Source organism: Streptomyces sp. NPDC013157 (assembly GCF_042899865.1).
Lineage (GTDB): Bacteria > Actinomycetota > Actinomycetes > Streptomycetales > Streptomycetaceae > Streptomyces.
This window is the reverse complement of the sequence record NZ_JBIBAK010000010.1, coordinates 104,613-125,760: the sequence shown is the minus strand read 5'-3', so window position 1 is coordinate 125,760 and position 21,148 is coordinate 104,613. Positions and strand designations below refer to the sequence as shown.

Genomic DNA, 21,148 nt, shown 5'->3' with positions numbered 1-21,148 from the left:
TCTCAGTTGCACCGCCTGAGAGCACTGTGGACTGCCTGGTCGTGAAAGTCCTGTGTGAAATAGAAGAAAGTGCCTTGATGCCCGTCAGGCGTCTCTCCGGAGCCGTAGGCGATGCGGATTCCGCTGGTCTTGTGCGCAGGATTGAGGAGGTTCGCCTTGCGGTCCTGGTCATTCGTTTTCGGATCCGGGTGAGCCGACGGCTTTGATGATCCGGTCCGGAGGCGTGCTGCCGTCGGAACCCACATGTCCGGGCCAGCCGTTCCACTTCACTTCCCACTGACCAGGATGGTCAGCCAAGCCCTGGCTGTGAAAGCGAGCGGCGTCGACAAGCAAGCGTTCAATCTGCAGCGGCGGGCTCCCGTTCTGCTGCCGTGCCGCATTTACCAGCTCGAACGTTTGGAGTTCCTGAGCCTCCATGGCAACAGCAGGAGTGGGAACGAAGGGGCGTCCAGGGCCTCACCGAAAGCGGTGATCGCCGCCTCGATCTCCTCGAGCGCCGACTCATCACGTCCGCGCCACGGCCACAGTCGGCGCAGCCCCCCCGCCCACCCCTCCACGCATGGCCGCCATCATGCCGTACGACCCGGCAGGCACGGCCGACTGACGTACTCGATGGCTTCCCAATGGAGAAGTCGAGCCGTGTGGGGGCAGTCGTAAACCCCGTTGAGGACCTTCGTGATCTCTCCTAGGTTGGCCCGCGTGACGATCGAGGTGCCCTACCAGCCGCTTCCGATTCACCAGTCAGACGTGCGCTATGCCCATGGCCCCGACTCCGCCGTGCAGCCAGGCGTACCGGCTGGCGAGACGATCGGGTTCGACCGCAGCGACAGTGCGATCTACCCGGGGACGTCACGGAAGTTCTGGGTGCATGTGCCCGCGCGGTACCACCCCTCGGAGCCGGCGTCGCTGATGGTGTTCCAGGACGGATGGTGGTACCTGGACCCTGAAGGGGAGGTCCGCGGTGCGATCGTTCTGGACAATCTCGTCCATCGCGGTGACATCCCGGTCACCATCGGCGTGTTCGTCGACCCGGGTGTCTTCCCAGAGGCTGAGGACCCGAAGAACCGCAACACCGAGTACGACGCCTACGACGATCGGTACGTCAGCTTTCTCCTGACAGAGATCATTCCTGAGGTCACGAAGCGCTACTCGATCGCCGAGGACCCCGAGCGGTGGGGCATCTGTGGCGGCAGTAGCGGCGGGAACTGCGCCTTTACCGCAGCCTGGCTGCGCCCGGACACATTCCGCCGGGTTATCGGGTACTTGTCCAGCTTCACGCAGATGCCAGGCGGCAACCCATACCCCGAACTCATCCCCCGTGTCCCTCGCAAGCCGCTGCGCATCTTCATGCAAGCGGGCCATCGTGACCTGCGCTGGAACGAGCCCGAGGCAAACTGGCTCGCCAACAACCTGCGCGTCGCGGCCGCGCTCGCAGAAGCCGGCTACGACTTCCGCCTCGTCCTGGGCGATGGCGGCCACAGCCCCAACCACGGCGGTGTCCTGCTTCCCGATGCCCTCCGCTGGCTGTGGCGGTCGGACGATCACCCGGACTGACCGGTGGGCTGGAGGAGTTCCGATTCGTCGTTGGCGACGCGGCGAGACAGCAGCCTTTCGCCGCTCCCGCCAAATCGTCTCCGCAGGGTCCAAGCCACAGACGACGACGTGGGTTCGATTCCCGCCACGGCCCCCGATTGCCCGACCGGGCAGGACGGCAGTGCGACACCTCGGAAGGGGTGCCGCCCTTGTGGTTGTCCGGATGGCTACGGCTGCCGGGGGCGGGGGTCGGCTTCGGGGCGGCGGAGGCGTGTGTGGAGCCGGGTCAGGAGCCGGAGGGCCTGGGCGGCCGGGGGCGGGTCGGTGAGGTCGCCGGTCAGGGCCACTTCGACGCCGCCGCTGAAACGGGCGGTGTAGTTGTACATGAAGCCGCACAGGCAGGCCAGGACGGTGCCCAGGAGGATCTCCAGCGTGACGACGCCGGTGGCGACGACCAGCGTCTCCCATGGGGTCGGCCACTCGCCGGGGGCCACGATGTCCAGCAGCAGCGACGTGGCGAGCGCGGCGCCGAGGACGCACACGCCCAGGCCCGTCAGGAAGAAGAAGCTCATCACCGTGACCGACCACGGGTTGGTCCCGGATATGCGTATGCGGGTGGGGCGGCGCGGTGGGCCGTGCGGGAAGGCGTGGTCACGGGGTGGCGCCGGCTGCGGCGACCCGCGTTCGGGTGCCGTCGGAGTGGGCGCCGTCGGTGACGTCACCATGCGGGACGAGATCCTGGGCGCCCGCTTGCGGGCCGTGCTGCGGGTGCTGCTGCGCTTGGTTCGGCTCATGTCCGCTCCCTGGCTGGTCCTCACCTGCGACGTTAGGTGGAGGTGTGCGGCCCCGCATCCCCGGCGGTGACGGTGAGTGAGCGGGAGCGTGCCGGCCTGAGTGGTGACGGCCGTTCGGGTTGTCCCCCGTGCGAGCTACCAGCAGGTGTCCACTGAGCGGTGACGATTCCGGGGCGGCCGATCCGTGGCGTTCGGGCCAGTCGCGGCGCTCGGCCGCGGATCCTGTGAGGGAGTCATCATGAGGCTGGTCTGGCAGCTCCTGGCGGTCGCGGCGGTCGCCTTCGTCGGGGGGGCAGGGCGTCGCGGCGGCGGGAGGGGGCCCGGGCGGCGTTCGGGCGCGGGGCGCTCATAGGCGTGGCGACCGCTGGACGCCACCACCTCGGGGTCGCAGCTCGTCACCGGCGGGCAGTTCGGGCCGGAGGCGAGCCTGTACTCGGTACTGCTCGGGGTGCTGGTGACGGCCGCGTTCCTCTGGCTCGCCAAGCGGCGGGGGCATCTGATGCCGCGTCGGCGCCGGGACGTCCCGGCCGGTGCCGTCGCTACCGGAATTCATTCGTAGTGCATCGGCCTTTAGGCCGATGGTGAAGCGAATCTGATGGTGGCCGACGCGAAGCGTCGCGGAATCAGGTCCGGCGGAGCCGGGCACCGCAGTTCTTCGCCTGCGGTGCGGAGTGTCGCGAAACCGGGTGCACCCCGGTTCAAGTCCCGCAAGGATGCCCGGCAGTCGATCCGGTTCACCGCCAACGCCCGCTGGAAGATCACCGACCGCGGCCGGCTGGACCTGCCGAAGATCGGGGCGGTGAAGGTGAAGTGGTCCCGCACGCTGCCCGCCACCGACCAGAGCATCGGCATCGACCTTGGCCTCACCCACTTCGCGGTCCTGTCCACCGGCGAGAAGATCGACTCGCCGCGGTTCCTGCGTCGGGCGGAGAAGAAGCTGAAGAAGGCCCAGCGGGAGCTGTCCCGCAAACAGAAGGGATCCAAGAACCGTGAGAAGGCCCGCCTGAAGGTCGCCCGCGCCCACCCGGCCACGGCGTCCCCGGGCGGGAGCGGGCGGGGCCTGGCCGGTCTCCGGGAACGGGTGGCCGTGCTGGGCGGCGAGTTCAGCGCCGGGCGCGCGGAGGACGGCCGTTTCGTCGTCCGGGCCCGGATACCCGCGGGGAGTCCGGCGTGACCGGCGTGACCGCCGCCGGCGCCGGCGGTGGCGGTGGCGGTGGCGGTGGCGAGGTGCCGCACCCGGTGAAGGTGCTCGTGGTGACGACGTTCAACCTGGACGAGTACGTCTACGAGGCAGTACGTCTACGAGGCCCTGCGCGCCGGCGCCAGCGGCTTCCTGCTCAAGGACGCGCCGCCGGACCGGCTGCTGCACGGCATCCGGACCGTGGCCACGGGCGCGGCCCTGCTGGACCCGGAGGTGACCCGGCAGCTCGTGGGCCGCTGCGCCGCCCGGATCCGGCCCACCGACGGCGCCACCCCGCACGGTGTTCCGCTGACCCCGCGCGAGCTGGAGGTGCTGCGCCTGATCGCGGACGGCCTCTCCAACAGCGAGATCGCCGCGGCCCTCGTGCTCAGCCCGGAGACCGTCAAGACCTTCGTCTCCCGCATCCTCACCAAACTGGGCCTGCGCGACCGTGTCCAGGCCGTCGTCTACGCCTACCGTCAGGGCCTGGTGACCTGACCGGCCCGCCCCAGCCCCAAGCCCCCCTCCTCCCCCTGCCCCCTTACAGCACCCCGCCCGCCTCGTCCTGGAACAGCTCCGTCCAGTAGTGCCAGTCGGCGTCGGTCGTGACCGGGGTGGGGTCGATGGTCGCGAGGGTGTGGAGCATGGTCGCGGCGAGCTGGTCGTAGGCCTCGGTGGTGAGTTCGTGGCCCAGGTGCTCGTCGATGGTGCGCTCGTGGTGCAGGAGCCAGAGGGTGTAGGCGAGCGTGGAGATGTCCGTGTTGAGGGGGTAGAGGGTCGCCTCGGGCTCGGAGAAGTTGAGGATCGCGCCCGTGGAGCCGTCCACGACGAGGCTGTTGTCCTCGACCAGGTAGCCGAGGCGTATCAGCCGGTCGGCGTGGGGCGGGAGGTCCTCCACGGGGAAGCCGCCGGTGTGGATGTCGGTGAAGTACTCCCAGAGGGTGGGGAGCGGGGCGTCCGGGTCGAGGTGGAAGACGACCGCGTCCTCCGGGAGGCCGGTCTCGCGCAGGAAGCGGCGGGTCGGCTCGTGGGTGAGCGTGGGCGGGAAGTCGACCTCCTCGAAGCGGGCCACCCGGCCCTGCCCGAACTCCTGGTCCAGGAGCCGGGCCGGCAGGTCGACGGCCAGCCCGGAGTCCGTGCCGGGGCCCGCGATGAGGCTGAGGGGGCGGATCAGGGCCGTCGCCTTCCAGTACGGCGGGACGCGGCCGGCCGTGCCCTCCTCGAAGAGCTCCAGGAGCCTGCGGGAGGCCTCGGTCGCCGCCTTCGTGCCGTGCGTCCCGGCGAGGGAGGCGAAACGGCCGCGCAGGCCCGTCAGTTCCTCGGTGACCGCGGCGAAGCGCAGCAGGGTCTCCAGCGAGGGCGCCAGCGGGCGCGGGTCGGTGGGGTCGATCAGGTAGGCCGTGCTGATCTCGCCGGTGCCGCCGTCGAGGAGGATCGACTCCGTGTCCAGGCCGGCCGGGGCCAGCAGCTCGCCGATCACCAGGCGGTCCCGGAGCTCCTCCGCGAGCCGGGTCGGGCCGTCCGTGACATCCGCCAGGGTGCGCAGGCCGACCGTGCGCAGCGGTTCGAACGTCAGCAGGCCGCCGCTGTCGGGCAGTCCGGGGCCGGTGAGCCAGCTGCGGGTGGGTTCGTGCGTGATGTAACGGTCCAGTTCTGCCTCGGTCAGCGTGATCGCCGTCGCACCGCTGCCGGTCGTGCTGATCGTGCTCATCGCTGCCCCCGCGATCAAGAGTTCAAGACGTGCAAGTGGTTCGAGTGGTGCGTCGTGCACAGGTCGTCAGCAGGGCATGGCGGCCCGTCCGGGCTTCCCCTCGGAAACGGCCGTCCCCACTACGCAGAACACTACGCCGCGGCACTGACAACGCCCCGCAGAAGAGACGTCAGGCGACCCTCGACCGTTCCGTCCCGGCGAGAATCGCTTGCACCGTCTGTTCCACGGTGAGCGCCGACGTGTCCAGCCACAGTCCCAACGGCTCGGTGTGCAGGCGGAGTTCCGCGTCCAGATCGGCGATCGTCCACGCGGGTCCGTACCCGCTCTTCGACCGCCCGGCCTCCCGCTCCGCCACGGCCTCGGGGCTGGGGGCGAGGACGACGACGTGCAGGGGGCGGGTGCGGATCCGCTCGACGTACGACGTCAGTTCCGGGCCCAGCAGCACGTCCTGGACGATCGCCGTGAAGCCGGCCCCGGCGTAGGCGTCCGCCGTGGCGGCCGACAGGCGGTAGCGGAGGTGGAGTTGGGCGGTCGCCTCCGGCGAGGCCCCGGGCGTGTACTCCTCCCGCCCCGACACGATCATGCGGCGGAACACGTCGCCACGGACGTGCGCGGCCCGGGGCAGGTGCTCGGCCAGCGCCTGGGCGACGGTCGACTTGCCCGAGGCCATCACCCCCGCGACGACCACGACCCCGGACAGGCTCACTGGCCCGTGACCACCGCCGCCTGCGGGCGGATGGGGAGGCGGTTGACCGGGCGGCCGGTGGCCGCGCGGACGGCGGAGGCGATGGCGGCCGGGGACGTGACCACCGGTACCGCGCTGACCGACTTGGCGCCGAAGGGGGCGACCACGTCGCGTTCCTCGACGAGCTTGACGATCCGGATGTCGGGTGCGTCGAGGGCGGTCGGCAGGGCGTAGCCGGTGAGGTCGGGGTGGCGGATCAGGCCGCGGGGGGTGCGCAGGTTCTCCGTCAGGGCGATGCCGACGCCCTGCGTGACACCGGCCTCGATGCGGGCGTTGAGCTGCGCCGGGTTGAGGATCCGGCCGACGTCCTGGGCGACGGCCAGCTCCACCACCCGTACCGAGCCCAGCTCGATGTCGACGTCGACGACCGCGCGGATCGCGCAGAAGGCGAGGCCGACGAAGGCGTCGCCCTGGCCGTCGCCGTTCAGCGGCTCGGTCGGGTGCGGGCGGCACTGCGCGGTGGCCCACAGCTCCTTGCCGTCCAGTGCCTCGGTGACGGTGGTCGACAGGACGCCGTCGTACGACGTGATCTTGCCGTCGGTGATCTGGAGCAGCTCGGTGGACATGCCGAACTTGTGGGCGAGGGGCTGCAGGAGCTGGGTGCGGACCATCTTGGCCGCGCGTTCCACGGCGCCGCCGGAGACCCAGGTGTGGCGGCCGCGGCAGCCGGGGCCGGCCGGGGGCTGGTCGGTGTCGACGGGGGCCACGTGGACCTCGTCGACACCGAGTGTCTCCTGGACGATCTGGCGGGCCAGCGTGGTGAAGCCCTGGCCGGTCTCCACGGCCGCGCAGAGCACGGTCGCGACGCCGTCGTGGACCTTGACCGTGGCCGTCGAGACCTCGTCGGCGCCCTCCGCGCCGAGCATGTGCACCATGCCGAGGCCGTAGCCGACGCCCCGGCGCACCGCGCCCGGTTCGCCCGCGCCCTCGGGGCCGCCGGGCAGCAGCCACTCCTCCTCGGGCGTGTCCTTGGGGAGCTGCGGGAGCGGGAAGTCCCGTACCGCCTGGAGGAGTTCGGCCACCGGGGCCGGGCAGGTCACCGTCTGACCGATGGGCAGGAGGTCGCCGGTGGCCAGCGCGTTGCGCAGCCGGATCTCGGCCGGGTCGAGGCCGAGCTTCTTCGCCAGCTTGTCCATCTGCGCCTCGTAGGCGGCGCACACCTGCATGGCGCCCTCGCCGCGGACGTGGCCGGAGGGCGGGTTGTTGGTGCGGACGGCCCAGCCCTCGATGAAGGCGTTCGGGACGACGTAGGGGCCGCAGGCGAAGGAGACGGCGGCGGCGAGGGACTCGGCGGAGGTGTCGGCGTAGGCGCCGGCGTCGAGCAGGATCTGTGCCTCGACCTTGACCAGCTTGCCCTCGGCGTCGGCGTGGTGCCGGTAGCGCAGGAGGGTGGGGTGGCGGTGCGCGTGGCCGAGGAAGGACTCCTCGCGGGTCGCCGTGAGCTTGACCGGGCAGCCGGTCTTCAGGGCGAGCAGGCCTAGCGGGAGCTGGAAGCCCTGGTCCTCTCGGTCGGCGGTCGCGCCCGGCACGCCGGTGACGACGATCTTCACCTGTTCGAGGGACAGGCCGTAGCAGGCGGCGGCCGTGTTGCGGTCGGTGTGCGGGTCGGTGGAGGCCAGGTAGAGCTCGACGCCGCCGTCCGGGCGGGGCACGGCGAGTCCGGCCTCGGCGCCGATGGGGGCGGGGTCGGCGCGGCCGATGCGGTACTGGCCCTCGACCACGATCTCGCCGGTCGCGTCGGGGTCGCCGTGCTGGAGCGGGATGTGCCGGATCAGGTTGCCGTCGGGGTGCAGCGGCCCGGCCTCGAAGGACTGCTCGGGGTCGATGACCGGGTCGAGCACCTCGTACTCGACGATGACGGCGGCGGCGGCCATGCGGGCGGTGTCCGGGTGGTCGGCGGCGACGGCCGCGATGGGCTCGCCGTGGTGCCGTACGACCTCGGAGGCGAAGACCGGGCGGTCCGGGGTGCCCCGGCCGTGGCGCGGGGTGCCGGGGACGTCCTCGTGGGTGACGACGGCCCGTACGCCGGGCATCTCGCGCGCGTGGCTGGTGTCGATCGACACGATGCGCGCGTGCGGGTGCGGGGAGCGCAGGACGGCCGCCCACAGCAGGCCCTCGGCCCACAGGTCGGCCGCGTAGGGGAAGGTCCCCTCGGTCTTCGCGCCCGCGTCGGCGGCCGGCAGCGACACGCCGAGGCCGTGCGGCAGCGGTTCGGCGGCGGGGACGGGGGTCTCCGCGGCGGTGGTCGTGGTGACGGTCTCGTTGGTCACGCCTGGCCTCCGTCCGGGCCGTAGGGCTGCTCGTCGTAGCTCTGGCCCTGGTCGTCGAACGACTGGTCGCCGCCGAAGGTCTGGTTCCCGCCGTACGACTGGTCGCCGCCGAAGGTCTGGTTCCCGCCGTACGACTGGTCGCCGCCGAACGACTGGTTGCCACCGTACGACTGGTCGTACGCCTGCTCGTGCGGGATCTGGATTCCGGCCCCGAAGGTGCGTGGGGACTCGAACGCCGACGCGTTGACGCCGCCGGCGCCCGGTCCCGCCTGATGCGGAATACGGGCCTCGTCGCCGTCCGTCTCAGCGTCGGCCGCGGCGTGTGCCTCGCGTTCGGCGACGACCTCGCCGACGGCGTCCAGGACGCCCCGGTAGCCGGAGCAGCGGCAGAGGTTGCCGCACAGGGCCTGGCGGGTCTCCAGTTCGGTGGGGGCCGGGTTGCCTTCCAGCAGGTCATGGACGGTCATCGCCATGCCGGGGACGCAGAAGCCGCACTGGACGGCTCCGCAGCGGGCCAGGGCGCGCTGCACGTCCGAGGGGCGGCCGTCCTGGGCCAGGCCCTCGACCGTGCGGACCTCGCTGCCGGCCGCGGTCACGGCGGGGACCAGGCAGGAGGCGACCAGGCGGCCGTCGACCTGGACGTTGCAGGCACCGCATTCGCCTTGCGAGCAGCCGTCCTTGGCACCGGCGAGGCCGAGGCGTTCGCGGAGGACGTACAGGAGGGACTCGCCGATCCAGGCGTCGGTGACGGGGCGGTCGGCGCCGTTGACGCGCAGGACGTAGGAGGCGAGGGGGTGGTCGTCGACCGCCTCGGCCTCGTCTTCGTCTTCGGCGTGTTGGTTCCCACCCGCACCAGCCGTGGCGCTGTCGTCGTCGGGTGCGGGCGGCCCCTGCGGGGCGGACCCGTCGTCGGCGGCCCGCGGGTCGTGGGCGGGGTGCGAGCCGGGAGCGTCGTGGGGCGCGTCGGCCTCGCCGGCGTCGGCCGGACCGTCGAACGCGGCCGGCCGGCCGACCGTGTACGGTTCGCCGATCTCCGCCGCTTCGCCCCGTTCGCCCCGTTCGCCCCTCGTCGGCGCGTCGGCCGCAGGCGGCGCGCCGACGGCCCGGGAGGTGAGTCCGGGGGCCCGTGGGTCGCCGTGACCCGCGGGGGGCTCAGCGGGCGCCCCAGGGGCCTCCGCGGGGCGTTCCCACGCCTGGGCCTCGGTCGCCCATGGCGCGGCCGCCCCGCCGGGCAGGGTCGCCGGCGGCGTGCCGCCCCACTGCTCCATGAGCGCGGATGTGGTGAACTCGCCCGATTCGTCCGGAGAGTCACCGCTCGCGACCGGGATCGACCACTGCCCGGTCACATCGTGGCCGGGCGCGGGCGGCGGCTCCTCGTACGTCCACTGCTGCGTCGAGGCCGGGTTGTACGTGAACCGGTCGTCGGCGGGCCGCTCCCGCGGGACCGCGTTCGGGTCGGGCCACCGGGTGGCGTCGGCCGGCGCGCCCCAGGTGTCGGTGCCGGGGGCGGCCGCTATCTGCGGCGGCACATAGCCGTGCCCGGGTGCGGCCAGGGGGCTGTCGGCGGACAGCAGGGCCTCGATGCCGCCCTCGGGGAGCTTCACGAACGCGGTCGCACCGTCGTCGTAGTCGCCCTGGGGCAGCGGGTTCCAGCGGCCGCCTCCGCTCGCGGGCGCGCCCTCTCCGTGCTGGTCGTCGGTCATGACAGCGCCCTCCCCAGTGCTCGTCGGGCCAGCGCGGCGACGGTGCGCCGCAGGTGCAGTACGGCGGGCGGAAGCGCCGGCACCGAGCCGTCGGGCTCGGGGGCCGGGTCCGGGATGCAGGCGGCCGCGACGTACTCGCCGAAGGCGGTCAGCGCCTCCGGGACGAGCGCGCGGTCGTTGTCCCAGTCGATCAGCCGGGCCACCCACTGTTCGGCGTCCAGGGGCCTGAGCGGCATCGGCGCTATGGCGCCGACGGCGCATCTGACCCCGCGCCGCGCGGGGTCGAGGACGAGCGCCACGGAGGCCACCGAGCGGCCCGGTCCGGTGCGGCCGGTCGCCTTCAGGAAGACCTGCGGAGCGTGCAGCAGCGGTACCCGCACGAAGCCGATCAGCTCGCCCGCGCGGAGCATCTCCACGCCGGCGAGCAGGTGCGACACCGGGATCTCCCGGCGGGATCCGCCCGGCCCCGCGATGATCAGCGTCGCCTCCAGGGCGGCCAGCACCGGCAGCGCGTCGCCGGTGGGCGCGGCCGTGGCGATGTTGCCGCCCAGGGTGCCGGCGTTGCGGATGTGCGGCGGACCGGCGGCCCGCGCGGCGGCGGCGAGCGCCGGGATCAGGGCCGCGAAGTCGGGGCGGCCCATGCGCGCGTGCGTGAGACCGGCGCCGAGCAGTGCGTTGCCGTCCTGGTACTGCCAGCCGCGGATCTCGCTGATCCGGCCGAGACCGACCAGGGCGGCGGGCCTGAGCTGTCCGGAGTTGACGGCGGCCATCAGGTCGGTGCCGCCGGCCACCGGAACCGCGGCGGGCATGTCGGTGAGGGCCGCCACGGCCTCGTTCAGCGTCGTGGGCAGCGTGACGGACTGCCCCGCCTGCGGTGCGTGCGTGGTCAAAACCGGCTGCCCCTTCCCGCTGCCCCACCTGGTCCCACCTGTGTGGCCGTACGGTACGTGCTCACAGGGCGGACGTGGCAACTCTGGCACATCTTCGCAAGCCTCGAACGCACGGGTCCGCTAGGAGGCATTCGCCCACCTCATCGGCGACTTGATCCGTTTTCTTCCACCATCACCGGTGCGCACCGATTGACACTCTTCGGTGATCCTTGGGGTCTTTTTCCATTACGCGTTCGGAGCGGGGGAAGCGGGCGGGAAGCGGGCGGGGGGCGGGACCGGCGAGGGGGCGGGACGGGGTGGTCAGCGGTTCGGGGGCGGGCCGTCGAGGGGGCGGCCGAGGACGCCGGGACGCTGCTGCCAGGGCAGGGGGCCGGCCGGCGGGCGGTAGGCGACCCCCAGGGCGTCGAGCCGCCGGTAGTGCGCGGCCATACGGCCCTCGAAATCGGCGAAGTCCCGCTCCCCCGGCGCCGGGAGGGCGCTCCAGGCGACCTCGGCGAAGGCGGCCAGCCGGGGGAAGGCCTGGTAGTCCACGCGCGCGTGGTCCTCCATCACCTCGGTCCAGACGTTGGCCTGGGCGCCCAGGATCCGCCGCGCCTGGGATTCGTCCAGCCCCGGTGGAACGGGCTCGAACCGGTACACGTCCTCCAGGGTGCGGACGTATCCGATCGGCACCGGCTCGTCGGCGCCGTCGGCCTGGCGGTGGTCCAGGTACACGTACTGCTCGGGGCACATGACGACGTCGTGGCCGGCCCGCGCGGCCGCGATCCCGCCGCCGTAGCCGCGCCAGGACGAGACGGCCGCGCCCTCGGCGATCCCGCCCTCCAGGATCTCGTCCCATCCGATGAGCCGACGCCCGCGCGCGGAAAGCCACTTCGCGAAGTGCCCGATGAACCACGACTGCAACGCGTCCTCGTCGGCGAGCCCGAGTTCCTTCATGCGGGCCTGCGCGGCCGGCGAGGCCCGCCACTGGTCCTTCAGGCATTCGTCGCCGCCGACGTGAATGAACTCCGAGGGGAACAGCTCCAGCACTTCCTCGAACACCCCCTCGTAGAAGCGCAGCGTGTTGTCGGTGGGGGCGAGTACGTTCGGAGAGATCCCCCAGGAGTCCCAGACGGAGAGGGCGGTGGTGTCGATGACGTCGGTGTTGCCGAGTTCCGGATACGCGGCGATGGCGGCCTGCGAGTGGCCCGGTACGTCGATTTCGGGGACGACCGTGATATGCCGCTCGGCCGCGTACGCGACGATCTCCCGGATGTCGTCCTGGGTGTAGAAGCCACCGTGCGGCTTCTCCTCCCACCGCGGTGAGGCCCGGTGGCCGAATTTCGTGCGGGCCCGCCAGGAGCCGACCTCGGTGAGCCGGGGGTGGCGCTCGATCCGCACGCGCCAGCCCTGGTCGTCCGTCAGGTGGAAGTGGAAGACGTTGAGTTTGTGCGCCGCCATCAGATCGAGGTGGCGCAGGACGCCTTCCTTCGGCATGAAGTGCCGGGCGACGTCGAGCATGAAGCCGCGCCAGGGGAATCGGGGGGCGTCCTCGATCGTGAGATACGGCACGGCCCGGATGCGGTCGGGTTCGACGGCGGCCCTGCGGTACGCGGCGGGGCCCAGGAGTTGACGCAGCGTCTGGACACCCCAGAAGACACCCGCCGCGCTGCCGCCCTCGACGAGGACGCCGCCCGGGTCGCTGACGAGGCGGTACTCCTCGGGGCCGAGGCGCGGGTCGAGCAGCAGCCCGATGCCGTCGCCCTCGGTGTCGTCGAGCTCCCGCCCCTCGCGCAGCGGCAGACCGGTGGCCGCCCACAGAGCGGTGCGCAGCCAGCGGCCGACGCCCTCCGTCCCCGGACCGGCATGGAGCTGTGAGTGCGCCGTCAGCCGCACCTCGCCGGAACCGGCGACGACACTGCGCGGCGCGGGAATCAGATCCATCACCGAAATCACCTCAGTCCTTGACCGCTCCGCCCAGTCCCGAGACCAGGCGTCGCTGCACGAGTACGAAGAACACCAGCACCGGAATCGTCATCACCGTGGAGGCCGCCATCACCCCGCCCCAGTCGGGGTCGTCCGGCTTGAAGAACACCAGGAGCGCCATCGGCAGCGTCGACTGCGAGGTGTCGCTGATGATGAACGACTTGGCGAACAGGAAGTCGTTCCAGGCGGAGATGAAGGAAAACACGCTCGTGGCCACCAGGCCCGGCAGGACGAGCGGGAAAAGGATCTGCCAGAGAAAGCGCGACCGGCTCGCCCCGTCGATGTACGCCGCCTCCTCCAGGGCCTCCGGCACCCCTTTCACGAACCCCCGCAGCATCCAGATCGCGAAGGGCAGCGAGAAGGCGATGTGGGGCAGGATCAGCGAGCCCAGTGTGTTCAGCAGACCGAAGTCCCGCATCTGGAAGAAGAGGGGGATGGTGAGGGCCTCCACGGGCACCATCTGGGCCACCAGAAACATGATCAGCAAGGTGGTCCGGAAGCGGAACCGGAATCGGGTCACGGCGGTCGCCGCGAGAAAGGCGATCAGCGCCGAGACGACGACCACACTGCCCGCGACGACCAGACTGTTGACGAAGTAACGGCCGAATTCCTGCTGCCCGAAGACCCGCCGGAAGGAGTCCAGAGAGGGCGAGAGGGTCCACGGCCGGGGCCGGTCCGACTCGATCTCACCGGCCGGTTTGAAGGCGCCCAGCACCATCCAGTACAGCGGGAAGGCGACGAGTACGGCGATCGCCAGCGCCGCTCCCTCGGCGGCCAGCCGCCCCGGCCGCCGGACGAACCCGCGCACAAGATTCACGACGGTCACAGCTCCTCCCCCTGCCGGCGCAGCAGCCGCAGGTAGACCAGGGTGACGGCGAGCAGCACCAGCAGCGTGACGACACCGATGGCCGCGCCCAGCCCGTACTGCGAGGAGGCGAAGGCCTGCTGGTAGGCGTACACGTTGAGCACCAGGTTCTGCCCGGCGATGCCGCCCCCGCCGGTCATCACGTAGATCTGCGTGAAGATCTTGAAGTCCCAGATCACCGACTGGATGGTGACCACCATGAGGATCGGCCGGAGCATCGGCGCCAGCACCGACCGCCAGATCCGCCACTGCGAGGCCCCGTCCAGGGCGGCGGCCTCCAGCACCTCGGACGGTACGGCGCGGATCCCGGCGTACACGGTGACCATGACGAACGGGAAGGAGCACCACACCACTTCGAGCAGGACCAGGAAGAAGGCGGAGTAGCGCCCGTACGTCCAGGAGTGGTCGCCCAGCCCGAGCACCCTGTCGACCGGTCCGAAGTCCGGGTCGAAGAGGAACAGCCAGACCGTGGACCCGGTGACGGCCGGGGTCGCCCACGCCCCCAGCGCCGCCAGCATCAGCGCCAGCCGCGGCACCGCCCGCACCCGCGTGAGCAGCACGGCGAGCGCACACCCGACGGCAAGCGTCGACACGACACAGGCGGCGGCGAACCCGACGGTCGCCACCAGCACCGACCAGAACCGGTCGTCGGAGAAGACGTCCGCGTAGTTGCCGAGTCCGACGAAGGCGGTGGGTTCACCCCCACTGACCTGAGCCTGGGTGTACCGGAAGACGGAGATGAGCCCGAGCTGATAGATGGGGTAGCCGAGCAGCGCCCCGAGGATCACGAGAGCGGGGGCCAGATACAGCCAAGGGCTCCATCCAGCGCCCCGCAAGGGGCGCGGGGAACTGCGCGACAGTCCCCCACGCACCCGCACCCGCGAACGCACCGCGACCCCCACCCCGTTGGGCGTCATCCGGCGGAGCCGAACGCCGCGTCCATCTTCTTCGCCGCCTCCTGCGAAGCAGCCCCCACGCTCTTCCTGCCGCTGATGACCTCCTGGAACATCGTCGGCAGCACCAGCGAGGAGTCGATCTGCGACCACCCCGCCGAGGCAGGCACGAACCTCGTCCCGGCGGCCAGGGTCGCCACGAACGGCTTCACGAACGGCTCCTTCGCGGCCGCCTGGTCACGGACGTCCTTGAACGTCGGCAGAAAACCCATCGCGTCGAACATCGCCGCCTGCGTCTCCTTGGAGGTCAGCTCCTCCATCAGCGCGACGGCCAGCGACCGGTGCGTCGTGCTCCTCAGCACGCCGATGTTGTTGCCGCCCGCGAAGGCCGGCGCGATCGAGCCGGCCGTGGCCCCTGGCAGCGGCACCACCGCGTACTTGCCCTTGACGCTCCCCGCCTCCACGGCCGCATGGCTGAAGTCGCCCCCGATCGCCATGCCCGCCTTGCCCGCGGCGAACGCGGTGACCGTGTCGTTGCCGCCGAAGCCCGCGCACTTGGCGGCCGGGCAGTTGTCGTCGCCGAAGAGGGACGCGTACTCCTTGATGCCCTTCTGCGCGGCCGCACTGTCGATCGCCGAGGTGTACGCCCCTCCCTTGTCCGTGGCCAGCTCGCCGCCCTCGGCCCAGATGAAGGGCATCGCGCCGTAGGTGTAGGCGCCGCCGACGACGAGGCCGTACAGGCCGGGCTTCGCGGCGCGGATCTCACGAGCGGTGGCGGCCAGCTCGGCCATGGTGGCCGGCGGTTTCAGGCCGAGTTCCCTGAAGACGTCCGTGCGGTAGTAGAGGGCGCGGACGCCGACGTAGAAGGGGGCGCCGTAGACCTTGCCGCCGACGGTCACCGACCGCCGGGCCGTCGGGTCGGTGTCCTTCGCCTCGCTCCAGGCGCCGAAGTCCTTCGTGACGTCGAGGAGCCCGCCGTCGTGGACGTAACCGGCGGTGTCGGTGTTGCCGTACTCCATGACGTCGGGGGCCGAGGCCGGGTCGTTGAAGGCGGCCTTGACGCGCTGGGCGCGTGTGTCGACCGGGATGTACTCCACGTCGACCTTGGTGCCGGTGTGTGCCTTCTCGAAGGCGGCGACGACCGAGTCGACGACCTTCTGCTTCGGGTCGTTGCCGACCTCCTGGAAGAGCCACACCCGCAGGGTGCCGCTCTTGTCGTCCTTGTCGGAGGCGGAGTTGGAGGAGGTCTGCGGGGCGCACGCGGCGGCGAGGAACAGGGCGCCGACGAGGAGTGCGGGGACGGGGAGCTTCATGGAGTGACCCTCCGGGAGCGCGCTCAAGCATGGGGGGCGTTGCAAGATATGCAACGGCTATTTCGCTCTGCACAACACCACGGAGGCTAGGGACTACATGAACATGCCGACAAGAGGTCTCAACCACTCTGTGACCGCACGACGCACTCCGTGCAACGCACGGGTACGACAAAGGCCCCGGAGCACGCCAAAGCGCGCCCGGGGCCTCGGAGAGCCGAGCTGTCGGACCAGCGGGTTACTTGTCCTGGCCCTCGCCGCCGCCGCTGCCCATGGATTCGTAGATCTCCTTGCACATGGGGCACACGGGGTACTTCTTCGGGTCGCGCCCGGGCACCCACACCTTGCCGCACAGCGCCACGACGGGGGTGCCGTCGAGGGCGCTCGCCATGATCTTGTCCTTCTGGACGTAGTGGGCGAAGCGCTCGTGGTCGCCGTCACCGTGGGACACCTGCGGCGTCGGCTCTACGAGGGTCCCCGTACCAGTCCCGCGCTCGGGCTCAAGAGTGCTCATAAGTGCCAAGGGTACTGAAGCGCCCGGACAACGGTTGAGAGAAGGCCCACCGTCAGTTGAGGGACGGATCGTCCGGGTACGTGGCCACCATCGCGAGCTCGTTGCGCTGGCGGCGCAGGACCTCGCGCCAGAGTCTCTCCGGGGACGGGGAGGAGACGTCACCGGGTTCGGACTCGACGACGTACCAGGCGCCCTCGACCAGTTCGTCCTCCAGCTGGCCGGGGCCCCAGCCGGCGTAACCGGCGAAGATCCTCAGGGAGCCGAGGGCCGAGGCGAGCAGCTCCGGCGGGGCCTCCAGGTCGACCAGGCCGATCGCGCCGTGCACCCGGCGCCAGCCGAGCGGGGCGCGGTCGCCGTTGGCCCCGCCGGGGATGACCGCGACGCCGAGCGCGGAGTCCAGGGAGACCGGGCCGCCCTGGAAGACGACCCCCGGCTCGCCGGCGAGGGAGGCCCAGCCCTCCAGGATGTCGCCGACGTCCACCGGGGTGGGGCGGTTGAGGACGACACCGAGGGAGCCCTCCTCGTCGTGGTCGAGAAGGAGCACCACCGCACGGTCGAAGTTCGGGTCCGCCAGGGCGGGCGTGGCCACGAGCAGCCGCCCTGTGAGCGAGGACACCTCGGTCATGCCTGACATGATCCCGCATCTTCCCCTCGTGTGGGGAGCCAATCCGGGTCCGGGAGTGAATGCAGCGAAGGGCGGAAGGAAGCGTCACCGGCGCACACTCACACCGGTGACTCAGCGTCCCCGACAGGAACCGCTCGTGTTTTGAACCCTCCTCCGGCCGAAGCAGAAGGATTCCTGGCTCACGCCGCTCGGACGCTCAGCGAACGACCGAGTCCTACGCGATCAGCGCCAGCCGGGTTGGAACCAGCCCGGTTGACATGAACGTCAAGAGAAGTGCAGAGCTTGGTTCTCGCAGCACACGCCACGCAGCTTAGCCGATCCTGTGTTTGGCGATTACCCTTTCCCTCCTGGCCCCTGCCCGACTCATCGGAACGCGAGATTCATGACCGTCAACGACGATGTCCTGCTTGTCCACGGCGGCACCCCGCTGGAGGGCGAGATCCGTGTCCGCGGTGCGAAGAACCTCGTACCGAAGGCCATGGTCGCCGCCCTGCTGGGCAGTGCACCCAGTCGGCTGCGCAACGTTCCGGACATCCGTGACGTGCGTGTCGTACGCGGCCTGCTGCAGCTGCACGGGGTGACGGTACGTCCGGGCGAGGAGCCCGGTGAGCTGGTGCTCGATCCGACGTACGTGGAGAGCGCGAACGTCGCTGACATCGATGCCCACGCGGGGTCCAGCCGGATCCCGATCCTCTTCTGCGGCCCGCTGCTGCACCGCCTCGGCCACGCGTTCATCCCGGGTCTCGGCGGCTGTGACATCGGCGGCCGGCCGATCGACTTCCACTTCGACGTGCTGCGGCAGTTCGGCGCGACCATCGAGAAGCGTGCGGACGGCCAGTACCTGGAGGCGCCGAAGGGGCTGCGCGGCACGAAGATCCGGCTGCCGTACCCGTCCGTGGGCGCGACCGAGCAGGTGCTGCTGACGGCCGTACTCGCCGAGGGCGTCACGGAGTTGTCCAACGCGGCGGTCGAACCGGAGATCGAGGACCTCATCTGCGTGCTGCAGAAGATGGGCGCGATCATCGCGATCGACACCGACCGCACGATCAGCATCACCGGTGTGGACAAGCTCGGCGGCTACACCCACCGGGCCCTGTCGGACCGTCTGGAGGCCGCGTCCTGGGCGTCGGCGGCGCTGGCGACCGAGGGCGACATCTACGTCCGGGGCGCCCAGCAGCGCTCGATGATGACGTTCCTGAACACCTACCGGAAGGTGGGCGGCGCCTTCGAGATCGACGACGAGGGCATCCGCTTCTGGCACCCCGGCGGCCAGCTGAAGTCCATCGCGCTGGAGACGGACGTGCACCCGGGCTTCCAGACCGACTGGCAGCAGCCGCTCGTCGTGGCGCTGACCCAGGCGACGGGCCTGTCCATCGTCCACGAGACGGTCTACGAGTCCCGTCTCGGCTTCACCTCCGCGCTGAACCAGATGGGTGCTCACATCCAGCTCTACCGCGAGTGCCTGGGCGGCTCGGCCTGCCGCTTCGGCCAGCGCAACTTCCTGCACTCCGCGGTCGTCTCGGGCCCCACGAAGCTCCAGGGCGCCGATCTCGTGATCCCCGACCTCCGGGGCGGCTTCTCGTACCTGATCGCCGCGCTCGCCGCCCAGGGCACCTCCCGGGTCCACGGCATCGACCTCATCAACCGCGGCTACGAGAACTTCATGGAGAAGCTCGTGGAACTGGGCGCGAAGGTGGAACTGCCGGGCAAGGCGCTCGGATAACCGCAACCTCCCGGCCCCGGCCCGGGGCAGTTCCCTCCGGCTGGGGGTCCGGGGGTCATCCCCCGGGCAGACACAGCATGGAGAAGCTCGTGGAACTGGGCGCGAAGGAACTGCCGGGCAAGTCGCTCGGATAACCCCGCAGACACGACGATGGGGCGGCCCCTGGTGGAGGGGCCGCCCCGTCGTCATTTCCAGCCGCGTCAGCGGACGCGCCCCGTAGGGGGCGCTGGGGGTACCCCCGGCCGAAGGCTGGGGGAGGAACTGCGCGACCAGCCACGACGGGCCCGCAGTCACCCACGGCGCTCAAACGGAGCGCCTCGGCTCACTTGCCCTTGGCGGATTCCTTCAGCTTCGAGCCCGCGGAGACCTTCACGCTGTAGCCGGCGGGGATGTTGATCGGCTCGCCGGTCTGCGGGTTGCGCGCGGTGCGAGCGGCACGGTGGGTGCGCTCGAAGGTCAGGAAGCCGGGGATGGTGACCTTCTCGTCGCCCTTGGAGACGATGTCGCCGACGACATCGGCGAAAGCGGCCAGCACGGCGTCGGCGTCCTTGCGAGTCACCTCGGCACGGTCGGCCAGCGCGGCCACCAGCTCACTGCGGTTCATGTTGTTACTCCCGTGTTCTTCTTGCCATTGAGGCGTGCCACGCGGCGGAGCCGCATGTTGGGCCGGGACGCATCCTGCCCCCACCTGCGGCGGGAACGCCAATCCGGGTGCCGCCAATACCCTACGGGTGGGCCGAAGGGGGGGTTTCACGACGCGCCGATCGGATGGCGTGGCAAGTTTCACAAACGTTTGCCTGGGGGCGGCTGCCCCCAGACCCCTGCATCATGCACGTGCGTCGTGTTCCGGCTGTCGGCCGGTGGGGGTTGCTCGCGCAGTTCTTCCTCCCCCAGCCTTCGGCCGGGGGTACCCCCAGCGCCCCTTACGGGGCGCTACGCGCCCTTCGCCGCTTCCCTGACCGCGCCCGCCACCGCTCCCGCGACCTTCTCGTTGAAGACGCTGGGGATGATGTAGTTCGGGTTCAGCTCGTCCTCGGTCACGACGTCCGCGAGGGCCTTCGCGGCCGCGAGCATCATGTCGGTGTTCACCGTACGGGACTGGGCGTCCAGGAGGCCGCGGAAGACACCCGGGAAGACCAGCACGTTGTTGATCTGGTTCGGGAAGTCGGAGCGGCCGGTGGCCACGACGGCCGCCGTCTGACGGGCGATCGCCGGGTCGACCTCGGGGTCCGGGTTCGCGAGTGCGAACACGATCGCGCCCTCGGCCATGGCGGCCACGTCGTCGCCGTCGAGGACGTTCGGGGCGGAGACGCCGATGAAGACGTCGGCGCCGCGCACGGCCTCCTTGAGGGTGCCGGTCAGCGCCTCGGGGTTGGTGTTGTCGGCGATCCAGCGCAGCGGCGAGTCGGCGGGGGCGCCCACCAGATCCTCGCGGGCGGAGTGCACGACACCGCGGATGTCGGCGACGACGGCGTTCTTCACGCCGGCCGCGAGCAGCAGCTTGAGGATGGCCGTACCGGCCGCGCCCGCTCCGGACATGACGACCCGGATGTTCTCAATCGCCTTGCCGGTGCAGCGAAGTGCGTTCGTCAGGGCGGCGAGGACGACGATCGCGGTGCCGTGCTGGTCGTCGTGGAAGACGGGGATGTCGAGGGCCTCGCGCAGCCGCGCCTCGATCTCGAAGCAGCGGGGGGCGGAGATGTCCTCCAGGTTGATGCCGGCGAACCCGGGGGCGATCGCCTTGACGATCTCGACGATCGCGTCGGTGTCCTGGGTGTCGAGGCACAGCGGCCAGGCGTCGATGCCGGCGAACCGCTTGAAGAGGGCCGCCTTGCCCTCCATGACCGGGAGGGCGGCCTTCGGGCCGATGTTGCCGAGGCCCAGGACCGCGGAGCCGTCCGTCACGACCGCAACGGAGTTGCGCTTGATGGTGAGGCGGCGCGCGTCCTCGGGGTTCTCCGCGATCGCCATGCACACGCGGGCCACGCCCGGGGTGTAGATCATGGAGAGGTCGTCACGGTTGCGGATGGGGTGCTTGGACTGCATCTCGATCTTGCCGCCGAGGTGCATCAGGAACGTACGGTCGGAGACCTTGCCGAGGGTGACGCCCTCGATGTGGCGGAGCTGCTCGACGATCTGGTCGGCGTGCGCGGTCGAGGTGGCCGCGATGGTGACGTCGATACGGAGCTTCTCGTGGCCGGACGCGGTGACGTCGAGGCCGGTCACCGAGCCTCCGGAGGACTCCACGGCGGTGGTGAGCTGCGAGACGGCGGTTCCGCTCGCGGGCACCTCCAGCCGGATGGTCATCGAGTAGGAGACGCTGGGCGCCGTTGCCATGGCCGACTTCCTTCGTTGTTTCACCGTGTCGCTGGTTTTGCCGTCCGATCGTCGCACCTACCGCCGGGTAGGCGTTAGCCGGGCCTGATT

The 21,148-nt window shown here is 71.0% G+C and carries 17 protein-coding genes and 3 pseudogenes; 5 read left to right on the top strand and 15 right to left on the bottom strand.

What is annotated here, in order from left to right:
- Nucleotides 1–168 precede the first annotated feature (168 nt).
- Nucleotides 169–417: a CAP domain-containing protein gene (locus ACFY6U_RS28055; RefSeq protein WP_390042588.1), complete on the bottom strand. Its 249-nt coding sequence runs from the start codon at nucleotides 415–417 to the stop codon at nucleotides 169–171.
- Between the two features lie 282 nt (nucleotides 418–699).
- Between ACFY6U_RS28055 and ACFY6U_RS28050 the strand changes: the two genes are divergently transcribed.
- On the top strand, nucleotides 700–1,554 hold the full coding sequence (locus ACFY6U_RS28050) for an alpha/beta hydrolase (RefSeq protein WP_390042586.1): 855 nt from the start codon (nucleotides 700–702) through the stop codon (nucleotides 1,552–1,554).
- Between the two features lie 206 nt (nucleotides 1,555–1,760).
- Here the strand turns inward: ACFY6U_RS28050 and ACFY6U_RS28045 are convergent, their stop codons facing one another.
- Complete coding sequence (locus ACFY6U_RS28045; RefSeq protein ID WP_390042585.1) at nucleotides 1,761–2,327, bottom strand: DUF3566 domain-containing protein; 567 nt, start codon at nucleotides 2,325–2,327, stop codon at nucleotides 1,761–1,763.
- Nucleotides 2,328–2,691: 364 nt separating this feature from the next.
- On the opposite strand from ACFY6U_RS28045, the pseudogene ACFY6U_RS28040 reads away from it, so the two are divergent.
- The 3 pseudogenes from ACFY6U_RS28040 to ACFY6U_RS28030 form a co-directional block, all read left to right on the top strand.
- Nucleotides 2,692–2,886 (top strand): annotated as a pseudogene (locus tag ACFY6U_RS28040) (CPBP family intramembrane glutamate endopeptidase); the annotation flags it as partial.
- 126 nt (nucleotides 2,887–3,012) lie between these two features.
- Nucleotides 3,013–3,501 (top strand): annotated as a pseudogene (locus tag ACFY6U_RS28035) (transposase); the annotation flags it as partial.
- A 44-nt stretch (nucleotides 3,502–3,545) separates the two neighbouring features.
- Nucleotides 3,546–4,005: pseudogene (locus tag ACFY6U_RS28030) on the top strand (LuxR C-terminal-related transcriptional regulator); the annotation flags it as partial.
- Nucleotides 4,006–4,048: 43 nt separating this feature from the next.
- On the opposite strand, the gene ACFY6U_RS28025 reads toward ACFY6U_RS28030, so the two are convergent.
- The 11 genes from ACFY6U_RS28025 to ACFY6U_RS27975 form a co-directional block, all read right to left on the bottom strand.
- A complete protein-coding gene (locus ACFY6U_RS28025) occupies nucleotides 4,049–5,218 on the bottom strand; it encodes an SUKH-4 family immunity protein (protein ID WP_390042583.1) in 1,170 nt (389 codons plus the stop codon).
- A gap of 169 nt (nucleotides 5,219–5,387) precedes the next feature.
- Nucleotides 5,388–5,918 carry an AAA family ATPase gene (locus ACFY6U_RS28020; protein WP_390042963.1) on the bottom strand — a complete coding sequence of 177 codons (531 nt, stop codon included), beginning with the start codon at nucleotides 5,916–5,918 and terminating at the stop codon, nucleotides 5,388–5,390.
- Nucleotides 5,919–5,920: 2 nt separating this feature from the next.
- Complete coding sequence (locus ACFY6U_RS28015; protein WP_390042582.1) at nucleotides 5,921–8,233, bottom strand: xanthine dehydrogenase family protein molybdopterin-binding subunit; 2,313 nt, start codon at nucleotides 8,231–8,233, stop codon at nucleotides 5,921–5,923.
- Nucleotides 8,230–9,936, bottom strand: coding sequence for a 2Fe-2S iron-sulfur cluster-binding protein (locus ACFY6U_RS28010; RefSeq protein ID WP_390042580.1), 1,707 nt, complete (start codon nucleotides 9,934–9,936; stop codon nucleotides 8,230–8,232). Before ACFY6U_RS28010 ends, ACFY6U_RS28015 begins: the two co-directional genes overlap by 4 nt.
- Entirely contained in the window at nucleotides 9,933–10,826 is an 894-nt protein-coding gene (locus ACFY6U_RS28005; protein ID WP_351486843.1) for an FAD binding domain-containing protein, read from the bottom strand. Before ACFY6U_RS28005 ends, ACFY6U_RS28010 begins: the two co-directional genes overlap by 4 nt.
- 300 nt (nucleotides 10,827–11,126) lie before the next feature.
- Nucleotides 11,127–12,749 (bottom strand): beta-N-acetylhexosaminidase, encoded by a 1,623-nt coding sequence (locus ACFY6U_RS28000; RefSeq protein WP_390042578.1) that lies wholly within the window; start codon nucleotides 12,747–12,749, stop codon nucleotides 11,127–11,129.
- 13 nt (nucleotides 12,750–12,762) lie between these two features.
- Complete coding sequence (locus ACFY6U_RS27995) at nucleotides 12,763–13,608, bottom strand: carbohydrate ABC transporter permease (RefSeq protein WP_390042576.1); 846 nt, start codon at nucleotides 13,606–13,608, stop codon at nucleotides 12,763–12,765.
- Nucleotides 13,609–13,613: 5 nt separating this feature from the next.
- The gene (locus ACFY6U_RS27990; protein WP_390042574.1) at nucleotides 13,614–14,573 is read right to left on the bottom strand and encodes a carbohydrate ABC transporter permease; all 960 of its coding nucleotides are present in this window, start codon (nucleotides 14,571–14,573) and stop codon (nucleotides 13,614–13,616) included.
- A complete protein-coding gene (locus ACFY6U_RS27985; protein ID WP_390042572.1) occupies nucleotides 14,570–15,862 on the bottom strand; it encodes an extracellular solute-binding protein in 1,293 nt (430 codons plus the stop codon). Before ACFY6U_RS27985 ends, ACFY6U_RS27990 begins: the two co-directional genes overlap by 4 nt.
- A 235-nt stretch (nucleotides 15,863–16,097) precedes the next feature.
- Entirely contained in the window at nucleotides 16,098–16,373 is a 276-nt protein-coding gene (locus ACFY6U_RS27980; protein ID WP_390042570.1) for a DUF3039 domain-containing protein, read from the bottom strand.
- Nucleotides 16,374–16,425: 52 nt separating this feature from the next.
- Entirely contained in the window at nucleotides 16,426–16,998 is a 573-nt protein-coding gene (locus ACFY6U_RS27975; protein ID WP_217545775.1) for a YqgE/AlgH family protein, read from the bottom strand.
- A 382-nt stretch (nucleotides 16,999–17,380) separates the two neighbouring features.
- On the opposite strand from ACFY6U_RS27975, the gene murA reads away from it, so the two are divergent.
- Nucleotides 17,381–18,721 (top strand): UDP-N-acetylglucosamine 1-carboxyvinyltransferase, encoded by a 1,341-nt coding sequence (gene murA, locus ACFY6U_RS27970; protein ID WP_351486827.1) that lies wholly within the window; start codon nucleotides 17,381–17,383, stop codon nucleotides 18,719–18,721.
- A 322-nt stretch (nucleotides 18,722–19,043) separates the two neighbouring features.
- Here murA and ACFY6U_RS27965 read toward each other — a convergent pair whose 3' ends face one another.
- Together ACFY6U_RS27965 and ACFY6U_RS27960 are read right to left on the bottom strand one after the other, a co-directional pair.
- On the bottom strand, nucleotides 19,044–19,325 hold the full coding sequence (locus ACFY6U_RS27965) for an HU family DNA-binding protein (RefSeq protein WP_089106629.1): 282 nt from the start codon (nucleotides 19,323–19,325) through the stop codon (nucleotides 19,044–19,046).
- A 329-nt stretch (nucleotides 19,326–19,654) separates the two neighbouring features.
- Entirely contained in the window at nucleotides 19,655–21,058 is a 1,404-nt protein-coding gene (locus ACFY6U_RS27960; protein ID WP_390042568.1) for an NAD-dependent malic enzyme, read from the bottom strand.
- Between the last annotated feature and the right edge of the window lie 90 nt (nucleotides 21,059–21,148).

Excerpts from the sequence above, each read along its gene's own strand:
- ACFY6U_RS27990 (WP_390042574.1), bottom strand. The coding sequence starts at position 14,573 with ATGACGCCCAACGGGGTGGGGGTCGCGGTGCGTTCGCGGGTGCGGGTG.
- murA (WP_351486827.1), top strand. The coding sequence starts at position 17,381 with ATGACCGTCAACGACGATGTCCTGCTTGTCCACGGCGGCACCCCGCTG.
- ACFY6U_RS27980 (WP_390042570.1), bottom strand. The coding sequence starts at position 16,373 with ATGAGCACTCTTGAGCCCGAGCGCGGGACTGGTACGGGGACCCTCGTA.
- ACFY6U_RS28000 (WP_390042578.1), bottom strand. The coding sequence starts at position 12,749 with ATGGATCTGATTCCCGCGCCGCGCAGTGTCGTCGCCGGTTCCGGCGAG.
- ACFY6U_RS28045 (WP_390042585.1), bottom strand. The coding sequence starts at position 2,327 with ATGAGCCGAACCAAGCGCAGCAGCACCCGCAGCACGGCCCGCAAGCGG.
- ACFY6U_RS28025 (WP_390042583.1), bottom strand. The coding sequence starts at position 5,218 with ATGAGCACGATCAGCACGACCGGCAGCGGTGCGACGGCGATCACGCTG.
- ACFY6U_RS27985 (WP_390042572.1), bottom strand. The coding sequence starts at position 15,862 with ATGAAGCTCCCCGTCCCCGCACTCCTCGTCGGCGCCCTGTTCCTCGCC.
- ACFY6U_RS27960 (WP_390042568.1), bottom strand. The coding sequence starts at position 21,058 with ATGGCAACGGCGCCCAGCGTCTCCTACTCGATGACCATCCGGCTGGAG.
- ACFY6U_RS27965 (WP_089106629.1), bottom strand. The coding sequence starts at position 19,325 with ATGAACCGCAGTGAGCTGGTGGCCGCGCTGGCCGACCGTGCCGAGGTG.
- ACFY6U_RS28010 (WP_390042580.1), bottom strand. The coding sequence starts at position 9,936 with ATGACCGACGACCAGCACGGAGAGGGCGCGCCCGCGAGCGGAGGCGGC.
- ACFY6U_RS27975 (WP_217545775.1), bottom strand. The coding sequence starts at position 16,998 with ATGACCGAGGTGTCCTCGCTCACAGGGCGGCTGCTCGTGGCCACGCCC.
- ACFY6U_RS28055 (WP_390042588.1), bottom strand. The coding sequence starts at position 417 with ATGGAGGCTCAGGAACTCCAAACGTTCGAGCTGGTAAATGCGGCACGG.